20 protein-coding genes and 1 pseudogene are annotated in these 23740 nt (G+C 73.4%); 12 read left to right on the top strand and 9 right to left on the bottom strand.

Going from position 1 to position 23740, the window contains the following annotated elements; translation table 11 throughout:
* Positions 1-77: 77 nt before the first annotated feature.
* On the bottom strand, positions 78-935 hold the full coding sequence (gene map, locus AB0K92_RS07245) for a type I methionyl aminopeptidase (protein ID WP_165997825.1): 858 nt from the start codon (positions 933-935) through the stop codon (positions 78-80).
* Between the two features lie 59 nt (positions 936-994).
* Here map and AB0K92_RS07250 point away from each other — a divergent pair, with 59 nt between their 5' ends.
* Complete coding sequence (locus AB0K92_RS07250) at positions 995-1228, top strand: hypothetical protein (RefSeq protein WP_165997824.1); 234 nt, start codon at positions 995-997, stop codon at positions 1226-1228.
* A 387-nt stretch (positions 1229-1615) separates the two neighbouring features.
* Here the strand turns inward: AB0K92_RS07250 and AB0K92_RS07255 are convergent, their stop codons facing one another.
* Positions 1616-2221, bottom strand: coding sequence for a hypothetical protein (locus tag AB0K92_RS07255; RefSeq protein ID WP_365920242.1), 606 nt, complete (start codon positions 2219-2221; stop codon positions 1616-1618).
* A 150-nt stretch (positions 2222-2371) separates the two neighbouring features.
* Here AB0K92_RS07255 and npdG point away from each other — a divergent pair, with 150 nt between their 5' ends.
* Positions 2372-3085: an NADPH-dependent F420 reductase gene (gene npdG / locus AB0K92_RS07260; protein WP_165997821.1), complete on the top strand. Its 714-nt coding sequence runs from the start codon at positions 2372-2374 to the stop codon at positions 3083-3085.
* 61 nt (positions 3086-3146) lie between these two features.
* A complete protein-coding gene (locus AB0K92_RS07265) occupies positions 3147-3341 on the top strand; it encodes a hypothetical protein (RefSeq protein WP_365920244.1) in 195 nt (64 codons plus the stop codon).
* Here AB0K92_RS07265 and AB0K92_RS07270 read toward each other — a convergent pair.
* On the bottom strand, positions 3331-4131 hold the full coding sequence (locus AB0K92_RS07270; RefSeq protein ID WP_365920246.1) for a site-2 protease family protein: 801 nt from the start codon (positions 4129-4131) through the stop codon (positions 3331-3333). The genes AB0K92_RS07265 and AB0K92_RS07270 overlap by 11 nt on opposite strands.
* A 125-nt stretch (positions 4132-4256) precedes the next feature.
* Here AB0K92_RS07270 and AB0K92_RS07275 point away from each other — a divergent pair, with 125 nt between their 5' ends.
* Positions 4257-4802 (top strand): Uma2 family endonuclease, encoded by a 546-nt coding sequence (locus tag AB0K92_RS07275; RefSeq protein WP_365920248.1) that lies wholly within the window; start codon positions 4257-4259, stop codon positions 4800-4802.
* 34 nt (positions 4803-4836) lie between these two features.
* Positions 4837-8100 carry a BTAD domain-containing putative transcriptional regulator gene (locus AB0K92_RS07280; protein ID WP_365920250.1) on the top strand — a complete coding sequence of 1088 codons (3264 nt, stop codon included), beginning with the start codon at positions 4837-4839 and terminating at the stop codon, positions 8098-8100.
* Positions 8101-8127: 27 nt separating this feature from the next.
* Here the strand turns inward: AB0K92_RS07280 and AB0K92_RS07285 are convergent, their stop codons facing one another.
* The 3 genes from AB0K92_RS07285 to panB form a co-directional block, all read right to left on the bottom strand.
* On the bottom strand, positions 8128-8952 hold the full coding sequence (locus AB0K92_RS07285; RefSeq protein WP_365920252.1) for an ABC transporter permease: 825 nt from the start codon (positions 8950-8952) through the stop codon (positions 8128-8130).
* Positions 8949-9968 carry an ATP-binding cassette domain-containing protein gene (locus tag AB0K92_RS07290; RefSeq protein ID WP_365920254.1) on the bottom strand — a complete coding sequence of 340 codons (1020 nt, stop codon included), beginning with the start codon at positions 9966-9968 and terminating at the stop codon, positions 8949-8951. The genes AB0K92_RS07285 and AB0K92_RS07290 overlap by 4 nt, the downstream gene beginning before the upstream one ends.
* A gap of 155 nt (positions 9969-10123) precedes the next feature.
* Positions 10124-11011, bottom strand: coding sequence for a 3-methyl-2-oxobutanoate hydroxymethyltransferase (gene panB, locus AB0K92_RS07295; protein WP_365920257.1), 888 nt, complete (start codon positions 11009-11011; stop codon positions 10124-10126).
* Positions 11012-11419: 408 nt separating this feature from the next.
* Between panB and AB0K92_RS07300 the strand changes: the two genes are divergently transcribed.
* The 3 genes from AB0K92_RS07300 to AB0K92_RS07310 all read left to right on the top strand — a co-directional run bounded on the left by AB0K92_RS07300 (position 11420) and on the right by AB0K92_RS07310 (position 14374).
* Positions 11420-12469: an endonuclease/exonuclease/phosphatase family protein gene (locus AB0K92_RS07300; RefSeq protein ID WP_365920259.1), complete on the top strand. Its 1050-nt coding sequence runs from the start codon at positions 11420-11422 to the stop codon at positions 12467-12469.
* Positions 12470-12566: 97 nt separating this feature from the next.
* Complete coding sequence (locus AB0K92_RS07305; protein ID WP_365920261.1) at positions 12567-13784, top strand: MFS transporter; 1218 nt, start codon at positions 12567-12569, stop codon at positions 13782-13784.
* 35 nt (positions 13785-13819) lie between these two features.
* Positions 13820-14374 (top strand): CbrC family protein, encoded by a 555-nt coding sequence (locus AB0K92_RS07310; protein ID WP_365920263.1) that lies wholly within the window; start codon positions 13820-13822, stop codon positions 14372-14374.
* Positions 14375-14445: 71 nt separating this feature from the next.
* On the opposite strand, the gene glnA is transcribed toward AB0K92_RS07310, so the two are convergent.
* On the bottom strand, positions 14446-15807 hold the full coding sequence (gene glnA, locus AB0K92_RS07315; RefSeq protein ID WP_165997807.1) for a type I glutamate--ammonia ligase: 1362 nt from the start codon (positions 15805-15807) through the stop codon (positions 14446-14448).
* 356 nt (positions 15808-16163) lie between these two features.
* On the opposite strand from glnA, the gene AB0K92_RS07320 reads away from it, so the two are divergent.
* From AB0K92_RS07320 to AB0K92_RS07330, 3 genes are all read left to right on the top strand, one after another.
* On the top strand, positions 16164-16829 hold the full coding sequence (locus AB0K92_RS07320; protein ID WP_365920265.1) for a DUF3105 domain-containing protein: 666 nt from the start codon (positions 16164-16166) through the stop codon (positions 16827-16829).
* On the top strand, positions 16826-17449 hold the full coding sequence (locus tag AB0K92_RS07325; protein ID WP_165997805.1) for a DUF305 domain-containing protein: 624 nt from the start codon (positions 16826-16828) through the stop codon (positions 17447-17449). The genes AB0K92_RS07320 and AB0K92_RS07325 overlap by 4 nt, the downstream gene beginning before the upstream one ends.
* Positions 17450-17612: 163 nt before the next feature.
* Positions 17613-19367: an NAD+ synthase gene (locus AB0K92_RS07330; protein ID WP_365920268.1), complete on the top strand. Its 1755-nt coding sequence runs from the start codon at positions 17613-17615 to the stop codon at positions 19365-19367.
* A 93-nt stretch (positions 19368-19460) separates the two neighbouring features.
* Here AB0K92_RS07330 and AB0K92_RS07335 read toward each other — a convergent pair whose 3' ends face one another.
* On the bottom strand, positions 19461-19910 hold the full coding sequence (locus tag AB0K92_RS07335) for a VOC family protein (protein ID WP_365920356.1): 450 nt from the start codon (positions 19908-19910) through the stop codon (positions 19461-19463).
* 451 nt (positions 19911-20361) lie between these two features.
* Here AB0K92_RS07335 and AB0K92_RS07340 point away from each other — a divergent pair, with 451 nt between their 5' ends.
* Positions 20362-23361, top strand: a complete 3000-nt coding sequence (locus AB0K92_RS07340; RefSeq protein WP_365920270.1) for a bifunctional [glutamine synthetase] adenylyltransferase/[glutamine synthetase]-adenylyl-L-tyrosine phosphorylase — start codon at positions 20362-20364, stop codon at positions 23359-23361.
* On the opposite strand, the pseudogene AB0K92_RS07345 reads toward AB0K92_RS07340, so the two are convergent.
* A pseudogene (locus AB0K92_RS07345) lies at positions 23349-23740 on the bottom strand (hypothetical protein); the annotation flags it as partial. The gene AB0K92_RS07340 and the pseudogene AB0K92_RS07345 sit on opposite strands and share 13 nt — an antisense overlap.

Below are 23740 nucleotides of genomic sequence, written 5' to 3' on the forward strand. Positions count from 1 at the left end.
CCGCCGCACCCGGCACCGCACGCGAAAGGGCCCGCCCTCCGCGGGAGAGCGGGCCCGATGACCAGGGGGAGCGAGCGCTAAGGGAGGGTGAGGATCTCCGCCCCGGTCTCCGTCACCACCAGCGTGTGCTCGAACTGCGCCGTGCGCTTGCGGTCCTTCGTGACCACGGTCCAGCCGTCGTCCCACATGTCGTACTCGTGCGTGCCGAGCGTCAGCATCGGCTCGATCGTGAACGTCATCCCCGGCTGCATGACGGTGGTCGCGTGCGGGCTGTCGTAGTGCGGGATGATCAGGCCCGAGTGGAACGACGAGTTGATGCCGTGCCCGGTGAAGTCCCGCACCACGCCGTAGCCGAACCGCTTGGCGTACGACTCGATGACCCGGCCGATGACGTTGATCTGCCGGCCCGGCTTGACCGCCTTGATCGCCCGGTTCAATGCCTCCCGTGTCCGCTCGACCAGCAGCCGGCTCTCCTCGTCCACGTCACCCACCAGGTACGTGGCGTTGTTGTCGCCGTGCACCCCGCCGATGTACGCGGTCACGTCGAGGTTGACGATGTCGCCGTCGCGCAGCACCGTCGAGTCCGGGATGCCGTGGCAGATCACCTCGTTGACCGAAGTGCACAGCGACTTCGGGAAGCCCCGGTAGCCGAGGGTGGACGGGTAGGCGCCGTGGTCGCACATGTACTCGTGCGCCACCTTGTCCAGCTCGTCCGTGGTGACGCCCGGGGCGATGATCTTCGCGGCCTCCTCCATCGCCCGCGCGGCGATCCGCCCGGCGACCCGCATCGCCTCGATGGTCTCCGGGGTCTGCACCTCCGGCCCGGTGTACGGGGCCGGCGCGGGCTTGCCGACGTACTCGGGGCGGCGGATGTTTCCGGGTACGGAACGGGTGGGAGACAGCTCCCCTGGTACGAGCAGCGACTGGCCAGACATGCCAGCGAGTCTAACCAGCGGGCATGGGGGCACCATGTCCCTGGCGAAAGGAGCCGGTCATGGCCCTGTTCAAGAAGCGCACCGCGGGCAAACCGGGCGAGTGGTACTACTGCCTGGAACACAAGAAGGTCGAGGAGGGACCGGACTGCCCGGGCAAGGACCGCTTCGGTCCCTACACCAGCCGCACCGAGGCCCAGCACGCGATGGAAACGGCCCGCGAACGCAACCTGCAGTGGGAGAACGACCCCCGCTGGCACGACGCCCCGAGCCCGGGCCGCCCGGACGAGAACTGACCGGCCCGAGCGGGCCGACCAGCCCGAGCGGGGGCCGACCGGGCCGAGCGGAGACCGATCGCCCCGAGCGGGCCGACCAGCCCGAGCGGGGGCCGACCGGGCCGAGCGGAGACCGATCGCCCCGAGCGGAGACCGATCGCCCCGAGCGGAGACCGATCGAGCGGGAACCGACCGGGGCCGACGAGGACCGATCGAGTCCGCCCGGCGCCCCGGCATCCCGTGCCCAGGCGCCCCGGCGCCCCGGCACTCCGGCGCCCCGGCACTCCGGCGCCCCGGCACCCCGGTGCCCCGGCATCCCGGCACTCCGGTGCCTCGGGACCCCGCCGCCCTCAGGCCACGCTGGTGCTACCGGGTGCCTTGGCACCCCCGCCCCAGGCCCCCCCGGTGCTACCAGCGCGGTGGCGGTGGTTCCGTCAGCTGGTCGGCGAGGCGGGCCAGGCGGTCGCGGAAGCGGCGGCGGCCCCGGGGCTGGGGCAGCGAGTTCTCGCCGGCCGCCGCGCTGACCAGGTGCTGCACGGTGTCGAGGTCCAGCTCGCCGCCGTCGGGCACGGCCAGCGCCTCATGGGCCATCGTGGCCAGGTCGTCGCCCTCCCCGGGCGTCAGGGCCAGCACCGTCACCCCGGCCCGCCGCGCGTCGTGCACCCGCTCCAGCAGCCGCGCCTCCGCCGGAGCCGGGGCCACCACGAGCAGCGTCTCGCCCCGCCGGGCCGCCTCGATCCGGCCCGGCCCGACGGCCAGATGCGCCGGATCCGCCGGACGCGCGCCGTACCGCACGAGCGTCGGCGCCAGCTCCGGCGTACCCGACCAGGCGGCCTCGTCCACCAGGTGCGCGGCGAGATGCCACGGCTCGTACGCGGGCGTCCCCACCAGCAGCAGCCCGCCGCCGTGCGACACCACCGAGCCGCGCAGCGCCCCCGCGAAGCGCCGCGTGGCCGTCAGCCACTCGGTCCCGGCGAGCACCTCGCGCAACAGCGCCACCCGTACCGCGTCCATGTGCCGCATCCTGCCGCAACCGGCCACCCGGCACCGGCCGTTCACCGCGCATTCGCCCGACCCGGGCAACGCGCGCCGGCGGCCGTGACCCGGCTCACCATGATCCCGTCCGGCGGCGGGGCGGACGGACGGCGGACGTAGAGTCGGCGCATGACCTCTAGCGACAGTGCACAGACCCCCGCGAAGGCCCCCGCCAAGGACCCCTGGGACCTGCCCGACGTCTCCGGGCTCGTCGTCGGCGTGCTCGGCGGTACCGGCCCGCAGGGCAAGGGCCTCGCCTACCGGCTCGCCCAGGCCGGCCAGAAGGTGATCCTCGGTTCGCGGGCCGCCGACCGAGCCGTGGCCGCCGCCGAGGAGCTGGGCCACGGCATCGAGGGCGCCGACAACGCCGAGTGCGCCCGGCGCAGCGACATCGTGATCGTCGCCGTGCCGTGGGAGGGGCACGCGAAGACCCTGGAATCGCTGCGCGGGGAACTGGCCGGGAAGCTGGTCGTGGACTGCGTCAACCCGCTCGGCTTCGACAAGCAGGGCGCCTACGCGCTGAAGCCCGAGGAGGGCAGCGCCGCCCAGCAGGCCGCCGCCCTGCTCCCGGACTCGCGGGTCACCGCCGCCTTCCACCACCTGTCCGCCGTCCTTCTGCAGGACCCGGAGACCGAGCGGATCGACACCGACGTGATGGTGCTCGGCGAGGCGCGGGCCGACGTGGAGATCGTGCAGGCACTGGCCGGGCGCATCCCCGGCATGCGCGGCGTCTACGCCGGCCGGCTGCGCAACGCCCACCAGGTGGAGGCCCTCGTCGCCAACCTGATCTCCGTGAACCGCCGCTACAAGGCGCACGCGGGGCTCCGCGTCACGGACGTATGAGGCCATGGGGGACACTGGTGGGGCACCACCCCGCAGTGTCCCCCGCAAGGAGCCGACCGACATGTCCGTTACGTCCTCGCCCGGCCCGATCCCGCGTCTCGCCCTCTACGCCGCCGTGGTCTGCGTGCTCGCCGTCGTCGCGGCCGTGCTCTCCTTCGCGCGGGGCAGCTGGATCGGCATCGTGTGGGTCCTCATGGCCGGCGTGTCGTCCAACATGTGCTGGTACTACCTGCGGCGCCGCAAGGTCAGCCCGTGACCGAGCAGACCCCGCTGCCCTCCCGCCAGAACCGGTAGAGGTCGTAGCCGCAGTAGGTGTCCAGCTCGCTGATCCCCAGCCCGCGCAGCAGCGCGTCGATCACGTCGAAGAACGCGCCGTTCACCGCCGGGATCCACAGCAGCGCGAACACGATCAGCAGCCCGAACGGGGCCAGCGGCTCCACCTGGCGGCGCACGTTGTACGACAGCCACGGCTCGATCACGCCGTACCCGTCCAGGCCCGGCACCGGCAGGAAGTTCAGGATCGCGGCCGTGACCTGCAGCAGCGCCAGGAACGCCAGCGCGTACCGGAAGTCGCGCGGCACGCCGTCCAGCGCGTCCAGCCAGAACGGGGCCGTGCACACCACCGCGAACAGCACGTTCGTCAGCGGGCCCGCCGCCGAGATCAGGCTGTGCCGCCAGCGGCCCCGGATCCGGCCGCGCTCGATGAAGACGGCACCGCCCGGCAGACCGATCCCGCCCATGATCACGAACAGCACGGGCAGCACGATGCTGAGCAGCGCGTGCGTGTACTTCAGCGGGTTCAGCGTGAGATAGCCCTTGGCGCCGACCGTGATGTCCCCGCCGTGCAGCGCCGTGCGCGCGTGCGCGTACTCGTGCAGGCACAGCGAGACGATCCACGCCGCCGTCACGAACAGGAACACGGCCACCCCGGGCCGGGCCGCGAACCCCGTCCAGGTCGCCCAGCCGGTGACCGCCGTCACGGCGAGGATCCCGACGAAGACGGCACTGGGCCGCCGCTCGCTCGGGCGGATGGTGGCGGTGGTCATGGGGCTCCTGTCGGGAGGGCCAGAGGCAGGGTCGACCGTATCGGTGACAGGGGTTGAACGTTCCGCGCGCGGTACGGGTTCCTGGTAGCCAGGTAGCCTTGAACCGACTCGACCAAGGAGGTGCCGTGACCATCGCCGAGGACTGGGTGGCGGATGCCGTGGAAACCCTGCGGGTGCCCAGGAGGATGCGCCTCCGACTGACCCGGAACGGACTCACCGTGGTACCTGTCACACAGGCGCACGTCACGACACAGATGCGCATCTTCAGCCAGGTCGATGCCCGCCTGCCGGGCTGGATGCCCATCGGCGAGTTCAAGGTGGTCCCCGCTCGCGAGGGGTACACACCGGAGCCCGACGTCTCGGCGCTGCCGGAAGGACAGTGGGATTCCGGAAGCAGTGAGTTCGACGAGGGGCTGCTGCCTTTCGTGGTCGAGGTCGTGTCGCCGGAGAGCAAGAACCGCGACTACAGCACCAAGCCCGACCACTACGCCGCACGCGGCATTCCCGCCTACCTCATCGTCGACGTGCTCTCCGCCCGCTGGACCCTGCTGACCCGCCCTCGGCAAGGCCAGTACCAGCACGAGGAGTCCGGCGTCTTCGGCGACGAGATCGAGGTACCCGTCGCAGATCAGACCCTGACGCTCGACTCCTCGCAGTTCGTGCGGATCTGAAACCCGCGGGCGGCGCCGGGAGCCCCCGGAGAGAATGGACCCCGTGCGCTACCGGATCCTCGGCACCACCCAGGCACTCCGCCCCGACGGCACGGCCGTCCCCGTGGGCGGGGCGCGGCTGCGCGCGCTGCTCACCGTGCTGGCGCTGCGCGCCGGACGCGCCGTGCCCGCCGGGCTGCTCGTCGACGAGGTGTGGGACGGCGACCCGCCCGCCGACGCGCCCGGCGCCCTCCAGGCACTGGTCGGCCGGCTGCGGCGGGCACTCGGCGCGGACGCCGTGGAGTCCGTCGACGGCGGCTACCGGCTCGGCGCGAGCCCCGACGACGTCGACCTGCACCGTTTCACCCGCCTCGCCGACGAGGGTGCCCGCGCCCTCGCCGACGGCGACCCCGACAAGGCCGCCGTCCTCCTCGACGACGCCCTCGCCCTGTGGCGCGACCCGGTCCTCGCCGACCTGCCCGACCGCACCGCCGAGGCGGCCCACTGGGAGACCCGCCGCCTCGACGCCCGCCGCGCCCGCCTCACCGCCGCCCTCGCCCTCGGCCACGCCGAGCAGGCACTGCCCGAACTCACCGCGCTGTGCGACGCCCACCCGCTGGACGAACCGCTCCAGGCGCTGCGGCTGCGCGCCCTGCGCGACGCCGGCCGCCCGGCCGAGGCACTGGCCGCCTACGAGGGCGTACGCCGGCTGCTCGCGGACCGGCTCGGCTCCGACCCCGGAGCCGAACTGCGGGCGCTGCACGCCGAACTGCTGCGGCGGCAGGACACCCCGCCGGCCGCCCCGGCCGCCCGCCCGCCGGGCAATCTGCGGGCCCGGCTGACCTCCTTCGTCGGCCGCGACACCGACATCGAGACGATCCGCGACGACCTCGCCACCGCCCGCCTCGTCACCCTGCTGGGACCCGGCGGCGCCGGGAAGACCCGGCTGTCGCAGGAGGCCGCCGAGAGCGCCGGGGACGTCGCCCGGGACGGGGTGTGGCTGGCGGAGCTGGCCCCGGTCGACGACCCGGCCGCCGTCCCCGAGGCCGTGCTCACCGCGATCGGCGCCCGCGAGACCGTGCTGCACGGCGCGGGCGCGGAGGAACTGCGGGCCGTCACCGACCGCCACGACGACCCCGTCGAACGCCTGGTCGAGCACTGTGCGCGGCGGCGCATGCTGATCGTCCTCGACAACTGCGAGCACGTCGTCACGGCCGCCGCCCGGCTCGTCGCCGAACTGCTGGAGCGCTGCCCGCACCTGACGGTGCTGGCCACCAGCCGCGAACCCCTCGGCGTCCCCGGCGAGGTGCTGCGGCCCGTGGAGCCGCTGCCCGAGCGGTACGCGCTGCGGCTGCTCGCCGACCGCGGCGCCGCCGCCCGGCCCGGCTTCCGGGTGGAGGACGACCCCGAGGCCTGCGCGGAGATCTGCCGCCGCCTCGACGGACTGCCCCTCGCCATCGAACTGGCCGCCGCCCGGCTGCGCATCCTCACCCCCCGGCAGATCGCCGACCGCCTCGACGACCGCTTCCGCCTGCTCACCTCCGGCAGCCGCACCGTCCTGCCCCGCCAGCAGACCCTGCGCGCGGTCGTCGACTGGTCCTGGGACCTGCTCGACGAGGACGAACGGGGCGTCCTGGCCCGGCTGTCCGTCTTCGCCGGCGGCTGCGAACTCGCCGCCGCCGAAGCCGTCTGCGGCCCCGCCGCCCTCGACGCGCTCGGCTCCCTCGTCGACAAGTCCCTGGTGGTCGCCGCCCCCTCCGGCGACGGCGAGATGCGCTACCGGCTGCTGGAGACCGTCGCCGAGTACGCCCGCGAACGCCTCGACGCCTCCGGCCGGCGCGCCGAGACCGAGCGCGCCCACCTCATGTACTACCGCGAACTGGCCCGCACCACCGACCCGTTGCTGCGCGGCCCCGACCAGCTCGCCGCCGTCGAACGGCTGCAGCGCGAGTACGAGAACCTGCGCACCGCGCTGCGCCACGCCGTCGCCGCCCGGGACGAGCAGGAGGCGCTCTGCCTGGTGCTGTCGCTGTGCTGGTACTGGCAGATGCGCGACCTGCGCATCGAGGCCCGCAACTGGTGCCGCGCCGTCATGGACCTCGGCCCCGACCCGTTCGCCGAGCCCGTCCGCAAGGCCGCCCCCGTGTGGGAGCGCTGCACCGACGCGCCGCCGCCCATGACGGGGGAACTCCTCCAGGAGGCCCGGCGCGGCGTCCACCTCGCCCATCTCGCCTGCATGGACACCGAACTGGACTCCTGGCAGAGCCCCGAGGCCCGGCGCAAACTGGAGATCATCGCCCAGGTCTACGAGCCCGGCCTCCCGCAGACCTGCCGCAGCCCCGGCATGCTGTCCTTCTACGCGGTGATGCTGACCGGCGGCATGGACCGGCTCGGCACGATCCTCGACGCCGCCGTCGACACCTGCCGCCGCACCCCCGGCTTCGACTGGGAACTGGCCGCCAGCCTCCAGCTGCGCGCCAACGTCCTCGCCAACCGCGCCGAACACGCCGGCGACGCCGGCCGGGACGCCGACGAGTCGCTGGAGATCTACGAGCGCCTCGGCGACGCCTGGGGCAGCGCCGAGGCGCTGGCCGCGCGCGCCGAGAGCCACGAGCGCAAGGGCCGCTACCGGGAGGCCGCCTTCGACTACGAGGCCGCCATGGAGCACGCCCGGCGCCTGGGCGCCCGCGCCCAGCTGGCGATCCTCTCCGCCCGGCTGGGCAGCGCCCTGCTGGAGGCGGGCGAGACCGAGCGCGGCGAGCGGCTGCTGCGCGAGGCGCTGGACAGCCCGGAGGGCAGCCACAACGAGGCGATGCCGTTCGGCCGGGTCATCCTCGCCGGCTGGCTCAGCATCACCGGCCGGACCGGAGAGGCGCGGGAGCATCTGCGGGCCCTGCGCTCGGACTTCGCCATCGCCCACTTCGCCGTCTTCGACGCGTTCATCCTCGGCCAGGAGGCCTGGGTGGACGCCCTCGACGGCCACTACGAGCAGGCCAGGGAGAAGATCCGACGCGGTCTGGAAAGGGCCGACGACCCGCTGTCGAAGGCGATGGCCCCGCACCTGGTCTCGGCGTATCTCGTCATCGCCGCCCTCGCCCTGGCCGGCTGCGACGGCGGACGCGACGCCCGCGACGCCGCCCGCTGTCTGGGCGCGGCCGACGCGCTGCTGCCGCGCGACCATCTGCCGCCCACCCTGGAGCGCGAGGCCCACGGCCGGGCGGTGGCCGCCGTGCGGGCCGCGCTGACCGCCGAGGAGTACGCGGCGGCGTACGCCGAGGGCGGCCGCCTCACTCTGGAGGAGGCCGCCGCCCTGGTGTGACTCACCTGTGACCCACCGAATGCCCGGTCAGTTCTTGTTCTTGAACTTGTGGATGGCGATCGGCGCCATCACCGCGGTGATCGCCACCGACCAGCCCACGGTCATCAGCAGATCGTGTGCGACCGGGCCGCCCACCATCAGTCCGCGCGCCGCGTCGGCGAGCGTGGACAGCGGGTTGTAGTCGGTGAAGGCCTGGAGCCAGCCCGGCATCGACTGCGGCGGCGCGAACACCGACGAGCCGAACTGCAGCGGCATCAGCACCAGGAACCCCATGCCCTGCACGGCCTGCGCGTTCTTCAGCACGACACCGAGGGTCAGGAACACCCACATCAGCGAGGAGCCGAACACCACCGCGAGGCCCACGGCCGCGAGCAGCCCGCCCCAGCTGGTGACGTCGAACCCGACCAGCATGCCCACGACGAGCAGGATCGCGACTGCGACCAGCATCCGCAGCAGCTCCACCGCGATCTTCGCGAAGAGCACCGAGCCGCGGCCGATGGGCAGGGAGCGGAAGCGGTCCATGACACCGGAGTTGAAGTCCTGGTTGAACCCGGTGCCCACCCCCATCGCCATGTTCATCCCCATCATGGCGAGCAGTCCGGGCACCACGTACTGCACGTACTCGTCCTGCCCGCCGCCCAGCGCCTGCCCGATCGACCCGCCGAAGACGAAGACGAACAGCAGGGTGAACACGATCGGCATCAGCACCGCGTCGAACATCGACTCCGGGTCCTGCCGGATCCACAGCAGATTGCGGCGGACCAGCGCGCCGGTGTGACGCAGATGCCCGCGCAGCGGGATCGGGGTGTCGGAGGCCGGGGCGGTGGTGGTGGTGACGGTGGTGGCGCTCATACGGCGACCTCCTCGCGGGCGTCGGCGGGCGTGGCGTCCTGCGGGGCACTGGCGCGGTGGCCGGTGAGGGACAGGAACACCTCGTCCAGGCTGGGCAGTTCGGTGGTGACGGAGGACAGCGTGATGCCGAGTCCGACGGCCGCGGAGATCACCGCGGTCAGCTGCTCGTCGCTGAGGATCGGCACCAGGACGACGCCGCGCTCGGTGTCGACGGTGGTGGTGGCGAGGCCGGTGATGCCGAGGTCGTCCAGCGCGCGGGCCAGCGGGCGCAGCCGCAGCGGATCGGCCGGCTTCACGCGCAGGGTCCGCCCGCCCACCTTGGCCTTCAGCTCCTCGATGCCGCCGGTCGCGATGACCTTGCCGCGGTCGACGACGGTCAGCTCGGAGGCCAGCTGCTCGGCCTCCTCCATGTACTGGGTGGTCAGCAGGACGGTCACGCCGTCCCCGACCATCCGCTTGACCTCGTCCCACACCTCGTTGCGGGTGCGCGGGTCGAGGCCGGTGGTCGGCTCGTCCAGGTAGAGCACGGCCGGCCGGCCGATCATCGAGGCGGCCAGGTCCAGCCGGCGGCGCATACCGCCGGAGTACGTCGCCGCGGGCCGCTTGGCCGCCTCCGTCAGCGAGAACCGCTCCAGCAGCTCGTCGGCACGGGTCCGCGCCTCCTTGCGGGGCAGGTCCAGCAGCCGCCCGATCAGATACAGGTTCTCCCAGCCGGGCAGCTTCTCGTCCACCGACGCGTACTGCCCCGTCAGCCCGATCACCCGGCGCAGCTGCCGGGGCTGCCGTACGACGTCGTAGCCGGCGACGGTCGCCTGTCCGGCGTCGGGGGAGAGGAGGGTGGACAGGATCCGCACCAGGGTGGTCTTGCCCGCCCCGTTCGGCCCGAGCACCCCCATCACGGTGCCCTCCCGCACGTCCAGGTCGACGCCGTCCAGCGCCTTCGTCTCCCCGAAGTGCTTCACCAGCCCTCGTACGGTCACGGCCGTGTTGCCGTCGTTCTTCTCGATGCGTGTCATGCCGATGACGGTCCCAGTCCCCACCGACAAACCACCGACAGCCCACCGACACCCCGCCGACAGGCCGCCGGCCCGTGCTCTCGCCCGTCGCTGTGAACGGGGACAGCCCCGTCGACGGGGGATGATCGACGGGGCTGTCCGGTTACCGCGGTGGCTCAGTGGACGGAGTGCTCCTCCTGCGGGAACGTTCCGCCGACCACGTCCTCGGCGAACGCCTTCACCGCGTCGCCCATGACCTCGCGCAGGTTCGCGTACTGCTTGACGAACTTCGGTACCCGGCCGCCGGTCAGCCCGAGCATGTCGGTCCACACCAGCACCTGCGCGTCCGTCTCGGCACCCGCCCCGATGCCGACCGTCGGGATGTGCAGGGTCCGGGTCACCTCCGCCGCCAGCTCGGCCGGCACCAGCTCCAGGACCACCGCGAAGGCGCCCGCGTCCTGCACGGCCTTCGCGTCCCGCAGCAGCTGCTGGGCCGCCTCCTCGCCGCGGCCCTGCACCCGGTACCCCATGGCGTTCACCGACTGCGGGGTCAGCCCGATGTGGGCCATCACCGGGATGCCGGACTCCACCAGCAGCCGGATCTGCTCGTGCGAGCGCTCGCCGCCCTCCAGCTTCACGGCCTGCACACCGGCCTCCTTGACCAGCCGGGTCGCCGAGCGCAGCGCCTGCACCGGGCCCTCCTGGTAGGAGCCGAAGGGGAGGTCGCCGACGATCAGGGCGCGCCGGGTGCCCCGTACGACCGCGGCGGAGAGCACGGCCATCTCGTCGAGGGTGACGGGCACGGTGGTCTCGTACCCGAGGTGACAGTTGCCCGCCGAGTCGCCGACGAGGAGCACCGGGATCCCGGCCTCGTCGAAGACGGACGCGGTCATCGCGTCGTACGCGGTGAGCATGGGCCACTTCTCGCCCCGCTCCTTGGCGAGGGCGATGTCCCGGACGGTGACACGGCGGGTGCTCTTGCCCCCGTACAGCGCCTTGCTGCCGTCGGAGGTCCCGGTCTTCGTGCCCGCGGGCGCGGTCTGGGCAGCCGAAAGCTGCGTCATGGCAACGGCTCCTTACGTCATCTCGAGGCGCCCTGACGGCGTCCCCGGATCCCTTCCATGGTGGCACCTCGTGCCAGGGTCGGCCAATACTCCGCGGCGCACCGGTCCGCCCGGCCCCGCGTCAGGGCGATCCGGTGGTGCGGCCCGGCCTCACCGTCCCGCGTGCCGCGGGGCCGCCTGTGGTCCCGAACGGTTCCGAACGGCCCCTGTGCGCCACGCCGGAGAGCCGGAATGTGCGCGTTTCGTCACAGTGGCCGTCCGGCACGCCACAATCGGAACTCCCGGCGCGCCCCCGGTCGTCCTCGTGCCCGTACGGCCGTCGACGGGACGGCGGGAACGGAGCCGATCATCCCCTAGGGTCGTAGCCGCGGGGGAGACGGTGTGCACGGCAGGTAGCGAGGCGACGGTATGGCGCAGCAGGCGTACGTGACGGAGACGGACGGCGGCGGCTCGGGGCCCGAGCGTCGGACATTCGGCATCCGGCGCCTGGCGAACCGTCTCACCGGCGGCCGGCTCGGCGACTCGCGGATCTGGCGCCGCGGTCTGATCACCGCGGCCCTGGCCGTCGTTCTGGCGCTGGTGATGGTGGCGCACGCGTACATCCCCAACCGGTTCGGCAACCTCGGCAGTCTCACCGAGACGTTCCTGCCCTGGCTGGGCCTGGGCGTCCCGGTGCTGCTGCTGGCCGCGGCGGTCCGGCGGTCCGCGACCGCGCTGATCGCGGTGCTGGTCCCGGCGGTCGTCTGGCTCAACCTGTTCGGCGGGCTGCTCACCGACAAGGCGGCCGGCGGCGGCGACCTGACGGTGGCCACGCACAACGTCAACGCCGACAACGCCGACCCGGCCGGCACCGCCCGCGCCGTCGCCGCGTCCGGCGCGGAGGTGGTCGCGCTGGAGGAGCTGCGGGCCTCGGCGGTGCCGACGTACGAGGACGCCCTGGCGCCGACGTACGAGTACCACTCGGTGCAGGGCACCGTCGGGCTGTGGAGCAAGTACCCGCTGAGCGAGATCGCGCCGGTCGACATCAAGCTCGGCTGGACCCGCGCCATGCGCGCCACGGTGACGACCCCGCAGGGGCCGGTCGCGGTCTACGTCGCCCACCTGCCGTCGGTGCGGGTGAAGCTGGAGGCCGGGTTCACCGCCCGCCAGCGCGACACCAGCGCGGACGCGCTCGGCGAGGCCATCGCCGACGAGCGGCTGGAGCGGGTCGTCCTGCTCGGTGACCTCAACGGCACCATGAACGACCGCGCGCTCAACGCGGTGACCTCGCAGATGCGCTCCACGCAGGGCGCGGCGGGCAGCGGCTTCGGCTTCAGCTGGCCGGCGTCGTTCCCGATGGCGCGGATCGACCAGATCATGGTCAAGGGCGTCGAGCCGATGAGCTCGTGGACGCTGCCGCAGACGGGCAGCGACCATCTGCCGGTGGCGGCGCGGGTGCGGATGGACACGCAGTCTTAACCGGCCGGAACAGCGGGCGGGGGAGAATTTGTTCCGTTCCTGAACATACGATGGAACGGAACCCGTCCCCCGCTAGCCCTCGAAAGGCAAGGCCTCCATGCCCCTGGCCCTGCTCGCCCTGGCCGTAGGTGCCTTCGGTATCGGCACGACCGAGTTCGTGATGATGGGCCTGCTGCCCGACGTCGCGGCCGACCTGCGCATCTCCATACCCAGCGCCGGCCACCTGGTCTCCGCGTACGCCCTCGGCGTCGTCATCGGCGCCCCGCTCCTCGCGGCGTTCACCGCGCGCATGCCCCGCCGCACGGTCCTCATCGGGCTCATGGTCCTCTTCGTCGCGGGCAACGCGCTCTCGGCGTTCGCCCCCGACGAGCACTACCTGCTCGCCGCGCGCTTCCTCAGCGGCCTGCCGCACGGCGCCTTCTTCGGCGTCGGAGCCGTCGTCGCCACCACCCTGGTCAGCCCGGAACGCAAGGCCCGCTCGGTCTCGCTGATGTTCCTCGGCCTGACCGTCGCCAACATCGCCGGCGTCCCCGCCGCCACCCTCGTCGGCCAGCACCTGGGCTGGCGCGCCACCTTCCTCGGCGTCAGCGCCATCGGTGTCGCGGCGATCGCCTCCCTCGCCCTGCTGATCCCGCGCGACACCGCGCAGACCCCCGCGACCGGCCTGCGCGGCGAACTGGCCGCCCTGCGCTCCCTGCCGGTCTGGCTCGCCCTCGGCACCACGGTCGCCGGCTTCGGCGCGCTCTTCGCCGCCTACAGCTACATCACCCCGATGCTCACGGACTCAGCGGGCTACGCCGCCACCAGCGTCACGTTCCTGCTCGCCCTCTTCGGCGTCGGCGCGACGATCGGCAACCTCCTCGGCGGCCGCCTCGCCGACCACGCCATGCGTGCCACCCTGTTCGGCGGCCTGCTCTCCCTCGCCGCGGTCCTCGCGGCCTTCCCGCTGCTGATGCGCACGCCCTGGACGGCGGCCCTGGCGGTGACCCTGCTCGGCACCGCCGCCTTCGTCACCGGCTCCCCGCTCCAGCTGATGGTGATGGAGAAGGCCGCCGCCGCCCCGTCCCTGGCCTCCTCCGCCAACCAGGCCGCCTTCAACCTCGCCAACGCCGGCGGCGCCTGGATCGGCGGCCTCGCCCTCGCCGCGGGCCTCGGCACCACCTCCCCGGCCCTGGCCGGCGCCGCGCTCGCGGTCCTCGGCCTCGCGGTCGCGGCCACGGCCCACGCGCTGGACCGCCGCACCGCCCCTCACACCGGCCGCGAACGCCTGGTGGCGGGCCATGTACCGGCGGAGACGGAGCCGGTGCGCGGCTGAACCGCGGGGGAGCGGCGGCTGCTACGGTCCCCGCCGTGACCGAGCCGCCCTCCCCCCTCCCGGACTTCCCCTACCACCCGGACCCCCTGGCCACCGGCGCCGTGGTCCCGACGCGGGACGACACGCCGTGCGCCTGCTGCGGCCGGGTCCGCGGGCACATCTATACAGGCCCGGTCTACGCCGCCGCCGACCTCACCGGCCGCATCTGCCCGTGGTGCATCGCCGACGGCAGCGCCGCCGACCGCTTCGACGCCCACTTCACATCCGGCACCGCCCTCGGCGACGACGTCCCCCAGGAGATCTTCACCGCGGTCGACCGCCGCACCCCCGGCTTCCAGGCCTGGCAGGAGCCCGCCTGGTTCTTCCACTGCGGAGACGGCGCGGCCTTCCTCGGCCCGGCGGGCGCCGCCGACCTCGCGCCGTGCCCTGGCGCCCTGCGGGCCCTGCGCCGCGAAGCCGCCTCCTGGGGCCTGTCCCCGGACCAGGCCGAGCGTCACCTCGCAGCGCTGGACCGCGAGGGCTCGCCGACGGCGTACCTCTTCCGCTGCCGGGTGTGCGCGGCGTACCTCGCCTACGCGGACTTCGCGTAGCGGAACCGGAGCACGCACGACGACGGGGCGGCGAAACGCTTCCGCCGCCCCGGACCACGCACCGCCCGCGCCTACAGCACCGGCAGATTCTTCCGCAGCTCGAACGCGGTGACCTCGCTGCGGTACTCCTCCCACTCCTGGCGCTTGTTGCGCAGGAAGAAGTCGAAGACGTGCTCGCCGAGGGTCTCGGCGACGAGGTCGCTGCTCTCCATGAGGGTCAGGGCCTCGCCGAGGTTCTGCGGGAGGGGTTCGATGCCCATCGCGCGGCGCTCGGCGTTGGAGAGGGCCCAGACGTCGTCCTCGGCGCCCGGCGGGAGTTCGTAGCCCTCCTCGATGCCCTTGAGGCCGGCGGCCAGCAGGACGGCGTAGGCGAGGTAGGGGTTGGCGCCGGAGTCGAGGGAGCGGACCTCGACCCGCGCGGAGCCGGTCTTGCCCGGCTTGTACATGGGCACGCGGACCAGGGCCGAGCGGTTGTTGTGGCCCCAGCAGATGTAGGAGGGGGCCTCGCCGCCCGCGCCGGCGGTGCGCTCGGAGCCGCCCCAGATGCGCTTGTAGGAGTTCACCCACTGGTTGGTGACCGCGGAGATCTCCGCGGCGTGGCGCAGCAGGCCCGCGATGAAGGAGCGGCCGACCTTGGAGAGCTGGTACTCGGCGCCCGACTCGTAGAAGGCGTTGCGGTCGCCCTCGAAGAGGGACAGGTGGGTGTGCATGCCGCTGCCGGGGTGCTCGGAGAACGGCTTCGGCATGAAGGTCGCCTGGACGCCCTGCTCCAGCGCCACCTGCTTCATGACCAGGCGGAACGTCATGATGTTGTCGGCCGTGGACAGCGCGTCGGCGTAGCGCAGGTCGATCTCCTGCTGGCCGGGGGCGCCCTCGTGGTGGGAGAACTCGACCGAGATGCCCATGGACTCCAGCATGGTGATCGCCTGGCGGCGGAAGTCCATGCCGATGTTCTGCGGGGTGTGGTCGAAGTAGCCCGAGTTGTCGGCCGGGGTGGGGCGGGAGCCGTCCAGCGGGCGGTCCTTCAGCAGGAAGAACTCGATCTCGGGGTGGGTGTAGAAGGTGAAGCCCAGGTCGGAGGTGCGGGCCAGGGCGCGCTTGAGGACATAGCGCGGGTCCGCGAAGGACGGGGAGCCGTCCGGCATGAGGATGTCGCAGAACATCCGGGCGGTGCCGGGGGCCTCGGCGCGCCAGGGCAGCACCTGGAACGTGGACGGGTCCGGCTTGGCGATCATGTCGGACTCGTAGACCCGGGCGAAGCCCTCGATGGCGGAGCCGTCGAAGCCGATGCCCTCGTCGAAGGCCTGCTCCAGCTCGGCCGGGGCCACGGCAACGGACTTGAGGAAGCCCAGCACGTCCGTGAACCACAGGCGTACGAACCGGATGTCGCGCTCCTCCAACGTCCGGAGCACGAACTCCTGCTGCTTGTCCATCTTCCGCTTCCCCATCCTTGCTGGTCAGGCCGCCTGCCCCGCGCGCCACCGGGAGGCGGTCGGGCACCTGAGCATCCCACCACAACACCATTTCATGCGCGTTGCGGACCTAGATCGGCCGGCCGACCCCGGTCTGAACGGCTCGGGTACGGCAGGTGTACGGCGCTCATGCCCATCTTGCCTGCTCGCACCGACATCCGTAATGGCCGCCCGGGCACCCGGAGCGGCGCCCCGCGGGGCGCGTGCGGATCGGGCCATTCCGCAGGCATTCCTGTGACCTCCCTACAAGATCACCGGTGTACCCCATTACGATCAGCGCACCCGTCCGTCTCCCGCCTCCCAGAAGGGCCGGCCCCATGGGTTCCGCCAAGAACAAGAGCAGTGCCGCGCGCCAGGCGCGCATAGCCGAGATGCGGCGCGCCGAGCAGGCCCGCGAGCGCCGCAACCGGATCCTCACCATCGGCGCCGGCGTGGTGATCGTCTCCGCTCTGGTCGTCGGCGGTGTCGTGCTCGTGCGGTCGCAGTCCGACGGCTCAAGTGAGCAGGCGAGCGACGACAAGACGACCGGCAAGTTCGTCACCGCCGCGGACGGGGTGCGCAAGTGGGAGGGCACGCTGTCGCGCAACCACGTCACCAAGGACGTGAAGTACTCCGTGGATCCCCCGGTCGGCGGCGACCACCACCAGGCGTGGATGAACTGCAACGGGGACGTCTACACCAAGGAACTGAACAACGTGAACGCCGTGCACTCCCTGGAGCACGGCGCGGTGTGGGTGACGTACAACGTCAAGGCCGCCAAGGCCGACGTCGACAAGCTGGCCGAGAAGGTCAAGAAGACGCCGTACACGCTGATGAGCCCCAACGAGGACCAGAAGGACCCGATCATGCTGACGGCCTGGGGCCACCAGCGGACGGTGACCGGCGCGGACGACCCGAACGTGGACAAGTTCTTCCAGACGTACGTGCAGGGCGCGCAGACCCCCGAGAAGGGCGCCGCCTGCACGGGCGGACTGGCGCAGTGACGCAGGCGCAGGCCGGCTGGATCGCGGGCGCCGCGGCGGCGGTGCTCGTCGCGGCCGGCGCGATCACGTACGCGGTCGCCTCGGACGGCGACGCGGCCGCGGTGCCCGCGGCGGACTCCGCGGACGCCGGCTTCGCCCGCGACATGGCCGTCCACCACCAGCAGGCCGTGGAGATGTCGTACATCGTGCGCGACCGCACCGACGACGAGGAGATCCGGCGCCTCGCGTACGACATCGCGCAGACCCAGGCCAACCAGCGCGGCATGCTGCTGGGCTGGCTCGACCTGTGGGAGCTGCCGAAGGTGTCGGCGAAGCCGCCGATGAGCTGGATGGGCATGGGGGACGCGCCGACCCGGGGCGACGGCTCGCTGATGCCGGGCATGGCCACCGACGACGAGATGGCGAAGCTGGGCAGGCTGAACGGCAAGGCCGCCGAGGTGTACTTCCTCCAGCTGATGACCGCCCACCACAAGGGCGGCATCCACATGGCCGAGGGCTGCGTCGAGCGGTGCGCGGTGAAGGTGGAGAAGGACCTGGCGCAGGGCATGGTCGACGCGCAGCAGTCGGAGATCGACCTGATGGCGGACCTGCTGGCCGAGCGGGGCGCGAAGGCGCGCTGAGCCGCCCGGCGCCCCGCGGTGAACCGCCGCGTGCCGGGCCCGGCAACCCGTCGCGCGCATGGCCCGGTCACTCGCCGCGCGCATGGCCCGGCAACCCGTCGCGCGCATGGCCCGGCACCCGCCGCACCCCCCATCGCGTCGCTTTGACGATTACACTGGGCGCGTGCCTCAACTACGCCTCGCCCTGAACCAGATCGACTCGCGCGTCGGCGACCTCGCCGGGAACGCGGAGGCGATCCTCCGCTGGACCCGGCACTCCGCCGACCGGGGAGCGCATCTCGTGGCGTTCCCGGAGATGGCGCTGACCGGGTATCCCGTCGAGGACCTGGCCCTGCGCTCCTCCTTCGTCGAGGCGTCCCGCGCGGCGCTGCGCACGCTCGCCGCGCGGCTCGCCGAGGAGGGCTTCGGCGAGCTGCCGGTCCTCGTCGGCTACCTGGACCGCTGCGAGACCGCCCAGCCGAAGTACGGCCAGCCGGCCGGCGCCCCGCAGAACGCGGCGGCGCTGCTGCACCGCGGCGAGGTGGCGCTCACCTTCGCCAAGCACCACCTGCCCAACTACGGCGTCTTCGACGAGTTCCGCTACTTCGTGCCCGGCGACAGCATGCCCGTGGTGCGGCTGCACGGCGTCGACATCGCCCTCGCCATCTGCGAGGACCTGTGGCAGGAGGGCGGCCGGGTGCCCGCGGCCCGCTCCGCGAAGGCGGGCCTGCTGCTCTCGGTCAACGCCTCGCCCTACGAGCGCGACAAGGACGACACCCGCCTGGAGCTGGTCCGCAAGCGGGCCCAGGAGGCGGGCTGCACCACCGCCTACCTCGCCATGATGGGCGGGCAGGACGATCTGGTGTTCGACGGCGACTCGATCGTGGTCGACGCGAGCGGCGAGGTCGTCGCCCGGGCGGCCCAGTTCGCCGAGGAGTGCCTGGTCGTCGACCTGGACCTGCCCGCCGCGGCCCCCGACGCCCCGGGCGGGGTCGTGGACGACGGCCTGCGCGTCGACCGCCTGATCCTCTCGGAGGACCCCCTCCCGGCGTACCCCCCGCAGTACACCGGCGGCTGCGCGGACCGTCTCGACGACGACGAGGAGGTGTACCAGGCCCTGGTCACGGGCCTGCGCGCGTACGTCGTCAAGAACGGCTTCCGCTCCGTCCTGATCGGCCTGTCCGGCGGCATCGACTCGGCGCTGGTCGCGGCCATCGCCTGCGACGCGGTGGGCGCGCAGAACGTGTACGGCGTCTCGATGCCCTCGAAGTACTCCTCCGAGCACTCCAAGGGCGACGCGGCGGAGCTGGCCCGGCGCACCGGCCTGAACTTCCGCACGGTCCCGATCGCCCCCATGTTCGACGCGTACATGGACGCGCTCGGCCTCACCGGCCTCGCCGAGGAGAACCTCCAGTCCCGGCTGCGCGGCACCCTCCTGATGGCCATCTCCAACCAGGAGGGCCACCTCGTGCTGGCCCCCGGCAACAAGTCCGAGCTGGCGGTGGGCTACTCCACCCTGTACGGCGACTCGGTCGGCGCGTACGGCCCCATCAAGGACGTCTACAAGACCTCGGTCTTCCGCCTCGCGCGCTGGCGCAACCGGGCGGCCGAGGAGCGCGGCGAGACCCCGCCGATCCCCGAGAACTCCCTCACCAAGCCGCCGAGCGCGGAGCTGCGCCCCGGCCAGGTCGACACCGACTCGCTGCCGGACTACCCCGTCCTCGACGCCATCCTGGAGCGCTACGTCGACCGCGACGAGGGCGCCGACACGATCGCCGCGGCCGGCTTCGACCCGGACCTGGTGACCCGCACCCTCCGCCTGGTGGACACCGCCGAGTACAAGCGCCGCCAGTACCCGCCGGGGACGAAGATCTCCCCCAAGGGCTTCGGCAAGGACCGGCGGCTGCCGATCACGAACGGGTGGCGGGAGACGGCGTGACGGCGGTGGCGTGACGGCGGCGGTGTCCGCTACCGGGCGGCACGGTCCCGGGACCGTGCCGCGCCAGGGGTCCCGAAGGCCGCCGCCCATCGGCTACTGCTGCTGCTTGCGCGCCAGTTCCGCCAGTACCCGGTACAGCGGCTCCTCGGCGCGGCGGCGGTACTCCTGGATGGACCAGCCGTTGCCGTCCGGGTCGTTGAAGTACATGAAGGTGGCGCCGTCGTCGGGGGCGTAGCGGACCGGCTCGGAGACCTCCAGGCCGCGGCCGGTCAGCTCCGCGCGGGCCGCCTCGATGTCGGCCACGCACAGCTGGAGGCCCTGGTAGGAGCCGGGTGCCGGCTTGGGGCCCCTGGTCAGTTCCCAGACGCTGTCGCCGAGGGCGATGGAGCAGCCGGAGCCGGGCGGGGTCAGCTGGACGATGCGCATGCCCGGCATGACCTCCTGGTCGATGTCGACGTGGAAGCCGACCTTGTCGCGGTAGAAGTCCCGGGCGCGGTCGATGTCGCTCACGGGCAGCGGGATCACTTCGAGGGTCAGGGCCATGTCCATCACGTGACTCCTTCGTCGACGCGGGCGTCCTGTGCGGCCGGCCGCCGGACCGCGATCCCGGCCGGCTGGACGGCTGTCCCTTACCGAAGCCGAAAACCGTGCGCGGCGCCACCGAAAACACGACGGCGTGCCCGGGGCCGCGGCGGAGGGCGCGGCCCCCGGTCCCGGGCGTCGGTGCCGGGCGTCGGCGCGACCGCGGGTTCGCCGCCAGGTCGCGGTCGTGGCCGGGGCTCTTCCGCCCGCCGGACTCATCGCGGCCCCAGCCCCCGGTCCCGGGCGTCGGTGCCGGTCGTCGGCGCGACCGCGGGTTCGCCGCCAGGTCACGGTCGTGGCCGGGGCTCTTCCGCCCGCCGGACTCATCGCGGCCCCCGCACACCGCTGAGGTTAGGCTCGGCTCGTACGACAGTGATCTCGTACGAGATGTGGACCGGAACGGGAGGCTGGGATGACGGCGCCGGGGCGCAGGAGCAGTACCTTCACGCGGCTGCTGCGGCACGGTTTCACCGACGCCACCTCCGCCGAGCGGCTGCTGGACAGCCCCGAGCTGGCAGCCGTGCGCGACGACCCGGTCCTGCTGGAGGCGCTGGGCGCCACCGCCGACCCCGATCTCGCCCTGCGGGGGCTCGTCCGGCTGCTGGAGGCCCAGCCGGACCCGGCCGCCCGCCGCGCGCTGCTCGACACGGTGACAGCGGCCAAGCCGCTGCGCGACCGGCTGCTCGGCGTGCTCGGCGCGTCCGCCGCGCTCGGCGAGCACCTGGCCCGGCACGCGGGCGACTGGCAGGCGCTGGTGATGTACGAGCCGCGGGACCTGCATCCGGGCGTCGAGGAGTTCGAGCGGCAACTGGCCGAGGCCGGCGACCCCGTCGCGCTGCGGATCGCCTACCGGCGCTGCCTGCTGTCCATCGCCGCCCGCGACGTGTGCGGCACGACCGACGTCGCCGAGACCGCCGCCGAACTGGCCGACCTGGCCACCGCCACGCTGCGCGCCGCCCTCCGGCTGGCCGAGGCCGCCGCGCCCGAGGACGCCGCGCTGTGCCGCCTCGCGGTGATCGCGATGGGCAAGTGCGGCGGGCACGAGCTGAACTACGTCTCCGACGTGGACGTCATCTTCGTCGGCGAGGCCGTGGACGGCGCCGACGAGAGCAAGGCCCTCAAGGCCGCCACCAAGCTCGCCTCGCACCTGATGCGGATCTGCTCCGAGACCACCGTCGAGGGCTCCATCTGGCCGGTCGACGCCAATCTGCGCCCCGAGGGACGCAACGGCCCGCTCGTGCGCACCCTCTCCAGCCACCTCGCCTACTACCAGCGGTGGGCCAAGACCTGGGAGTTCCAGGCCCTGCTCAAGGCCCGGCCCGTGGCCGGCGACCGGGAGCTGGGGGCGCAGTACGTCGCCGCCCTCGAACCCCTCGTGTGGCAGGCCGCCGAGCGGGAGAACTTCGTCGCCGACGTACAGAAGATGCGGCGGCGCGTGGTGGAGAACATCCCGGTCGCCGAGGTCGAGCGCGAGCTGAAGCTGGGGCCGGGCGGGCTGCGGGACGTCGAGTTCGCCGTCCAGCTGCTCCAGCTGGTGCACGGGCGGGCCGACGCCTCCCTGCGCAGCGGCACCACCCTCGACGCGCTGCGGGCGCTGGCCGCCGGCGGGTACGTGGGCCGCGCGGACGCCGCCCAGCTGGAGGACGCGTACCGCTTCCTGCGGTCGATGGAGCACCGCATCCAGCTCTACCGGCTGCGCCGCACCCACCTCGTCCCGGAGGACGAGGCCGACCAGCGGCGCCTCGGCCGCTCGCTGGGCCTGCGCACCGACCCGGTCGGCGAGCTGAACCGCGAGTGGAAACGGCACGCGGCCGTCGTGCGCCGGCTGCACGAGAAGCTGTTCTACCGGCCGCTGCTCGACGCGGTCGCCCAGCTCGCCCCCGGCGAGGCCCGGCTCAGCCCCGAGGCCGCGCGGGAACGGCTCGTCGCGCTCGGGTACGCCGACCCCGCCTCCGCGCTGCGCCACCTGGAGGCGCTGGCCTCCGGCGTGTCCCGCAAGGCAGCCATCCAGCGCACCCTGCTGCCGGTGCTGCTCGGCTGGTTCGCGGACTCCGCCGACCCGGACGCGGGCCTGCTCAACTTCCGCAAGGTGTCCGACGCGCTCGGCAAGACGCCCTGGTATCTGCGGCTGCTGCGCGACGAGGGCGCCGCCGCGCAGAACCTCGCCCGCGTGCTGTCCGCCGGCCGGCTCGCCCCCGACCTGCTGATGCGCGCGCCCGAGGCGGTCGCGCTGCTCGGCGACGGCGACGGCGGCGGTGGCCTGGAGCCGCGCGGCCGGGCCCACCTGGAGCAGGAGATCCTGGCCGCCGTCGGCCGCGCGGACGGCGCCGAGCAGGCGGTCACCGCGGCGCGCGGCGTCCGCCGCCGCGAACTGTTCCGTACCGCCGCCGCCGACATCGTCGGCTCCTACGGCACCGAGGACCGCCCCGCCGAGGCCGACCAGGGCGCCCTGGTCGACCGGGTCGGCGCGGCCGTGTCCGACCTGACCGCCGCGACCATCGCCGGCACCCTGCGCGCCGTGGTCCGTGACAACTGGGGCGACGACCTGCCGACCCGGTTCGCCGTCATCGGCATGGGCCGCTTCGGCGGGCACGAACTCGGCTACGGCTCCGACGCGGACGTCCTGTTCGTGCACGAGCCGCGCGAGGGCGTCGACGAGCGGGAGGCCGGACAGGCCGCGAACCGGGTCGTCTCCGAGATGCGCCGCCTGCTGCAGATCCCCAGCGCCGACCCGCCCCTGCTGATCGACGCGGACCTGCGCCCCGAGGGCAAGTCGGGGCCGCTGGTCCGCTCCCTGAAGTCGTACGAGGCCTACTACCGGCGCTGGTCCCTGGTCTGGGAGTCCCAGGCGCTGCTGCGGGCCGAGCCGGTCGCCGGGGACGCGGACCTGGGCCGCCGGTTCGTCGGGCTGATCGACCCGCTGCGCTACCCCGCGCGCGGGCTCGACGACGACGCCGTACGCGAGATCCGGCGGCTGAAGGCCCGCATGGAGTCCGAGCGGCTGCCCCGCGGGGTCGACCCCAAGCTGCACGCCAAGCTGGGACCGGGCGGCCTCTCCGACGTCGAGTGGACCGTCCAGCTCCTGCAGATGCGGCACGGCGCCGCCCACGAGGCACTGCGCACCACCCGGACCCGCGAGGCGCTGGCCGCGGCCCGCGAGGCCGGTCTGATCTCCGCCGAGAACGCCGCGGTCCTGGACGAGGCGTGGGTGCTCGCCACCCGGGTGCGCAACGCGGTGATGCTGGTCCGGGGCCGGGCCGGCGACACCTTCCCGACGGACCCGCGCGAACTGGCCGCCGTGGGCCGCTACCTCGGATACGGCCCCGGCCACGCCGGCGACATGCTCGACGCCTACCGCCGCACGACGCGCCGCGCGCGGGGCGTGGTCGAGGAGCTGTTCTACGGGGCCTGAGTGGCCGCGGTGCCCCGCTCCGGGACGTCAGGCTCGGGGACGCCACGCTCCGCGGCGCCGGTCCTCGGCACGCCCCGCTCCGGGATGCCAGGCTGTCGGGCGTCACGCTCGGGGACGCCGTTCTCCGGGATGCCAGGCTGCCGCGCGTCGCGCTCCGGGGCGCCGGTCCTCGGGACGTCCCGCTCCGGGATGCCAGGCTGCCGGGCGTCACGCTCGGGGACGCCGTTCTCCGGGATGCCAGGCTGCCGCGCGTCGCGCTCCGGGGCGCCGGTCCTCGGGATGTCCCGCTCCGGGATGCCAGGCTGCCGGGCGTCACGCTCGGGGACGCCGTTCTCCGGGATGCCAGGCTGCCGCGCGTCGCGCTCCGGGGCGCCGGTCC

The sequence above is a fragment of the Streptomyces sp. NPDC052687 genome (genome assembly GCF_040678395.1).
In the GTDB taxonomy this organism is placed as follows: Bacteria; Actinomycetota; Actinomycetes; order Streptomycetales; family Streptomycetaceae; genus Streptomyces.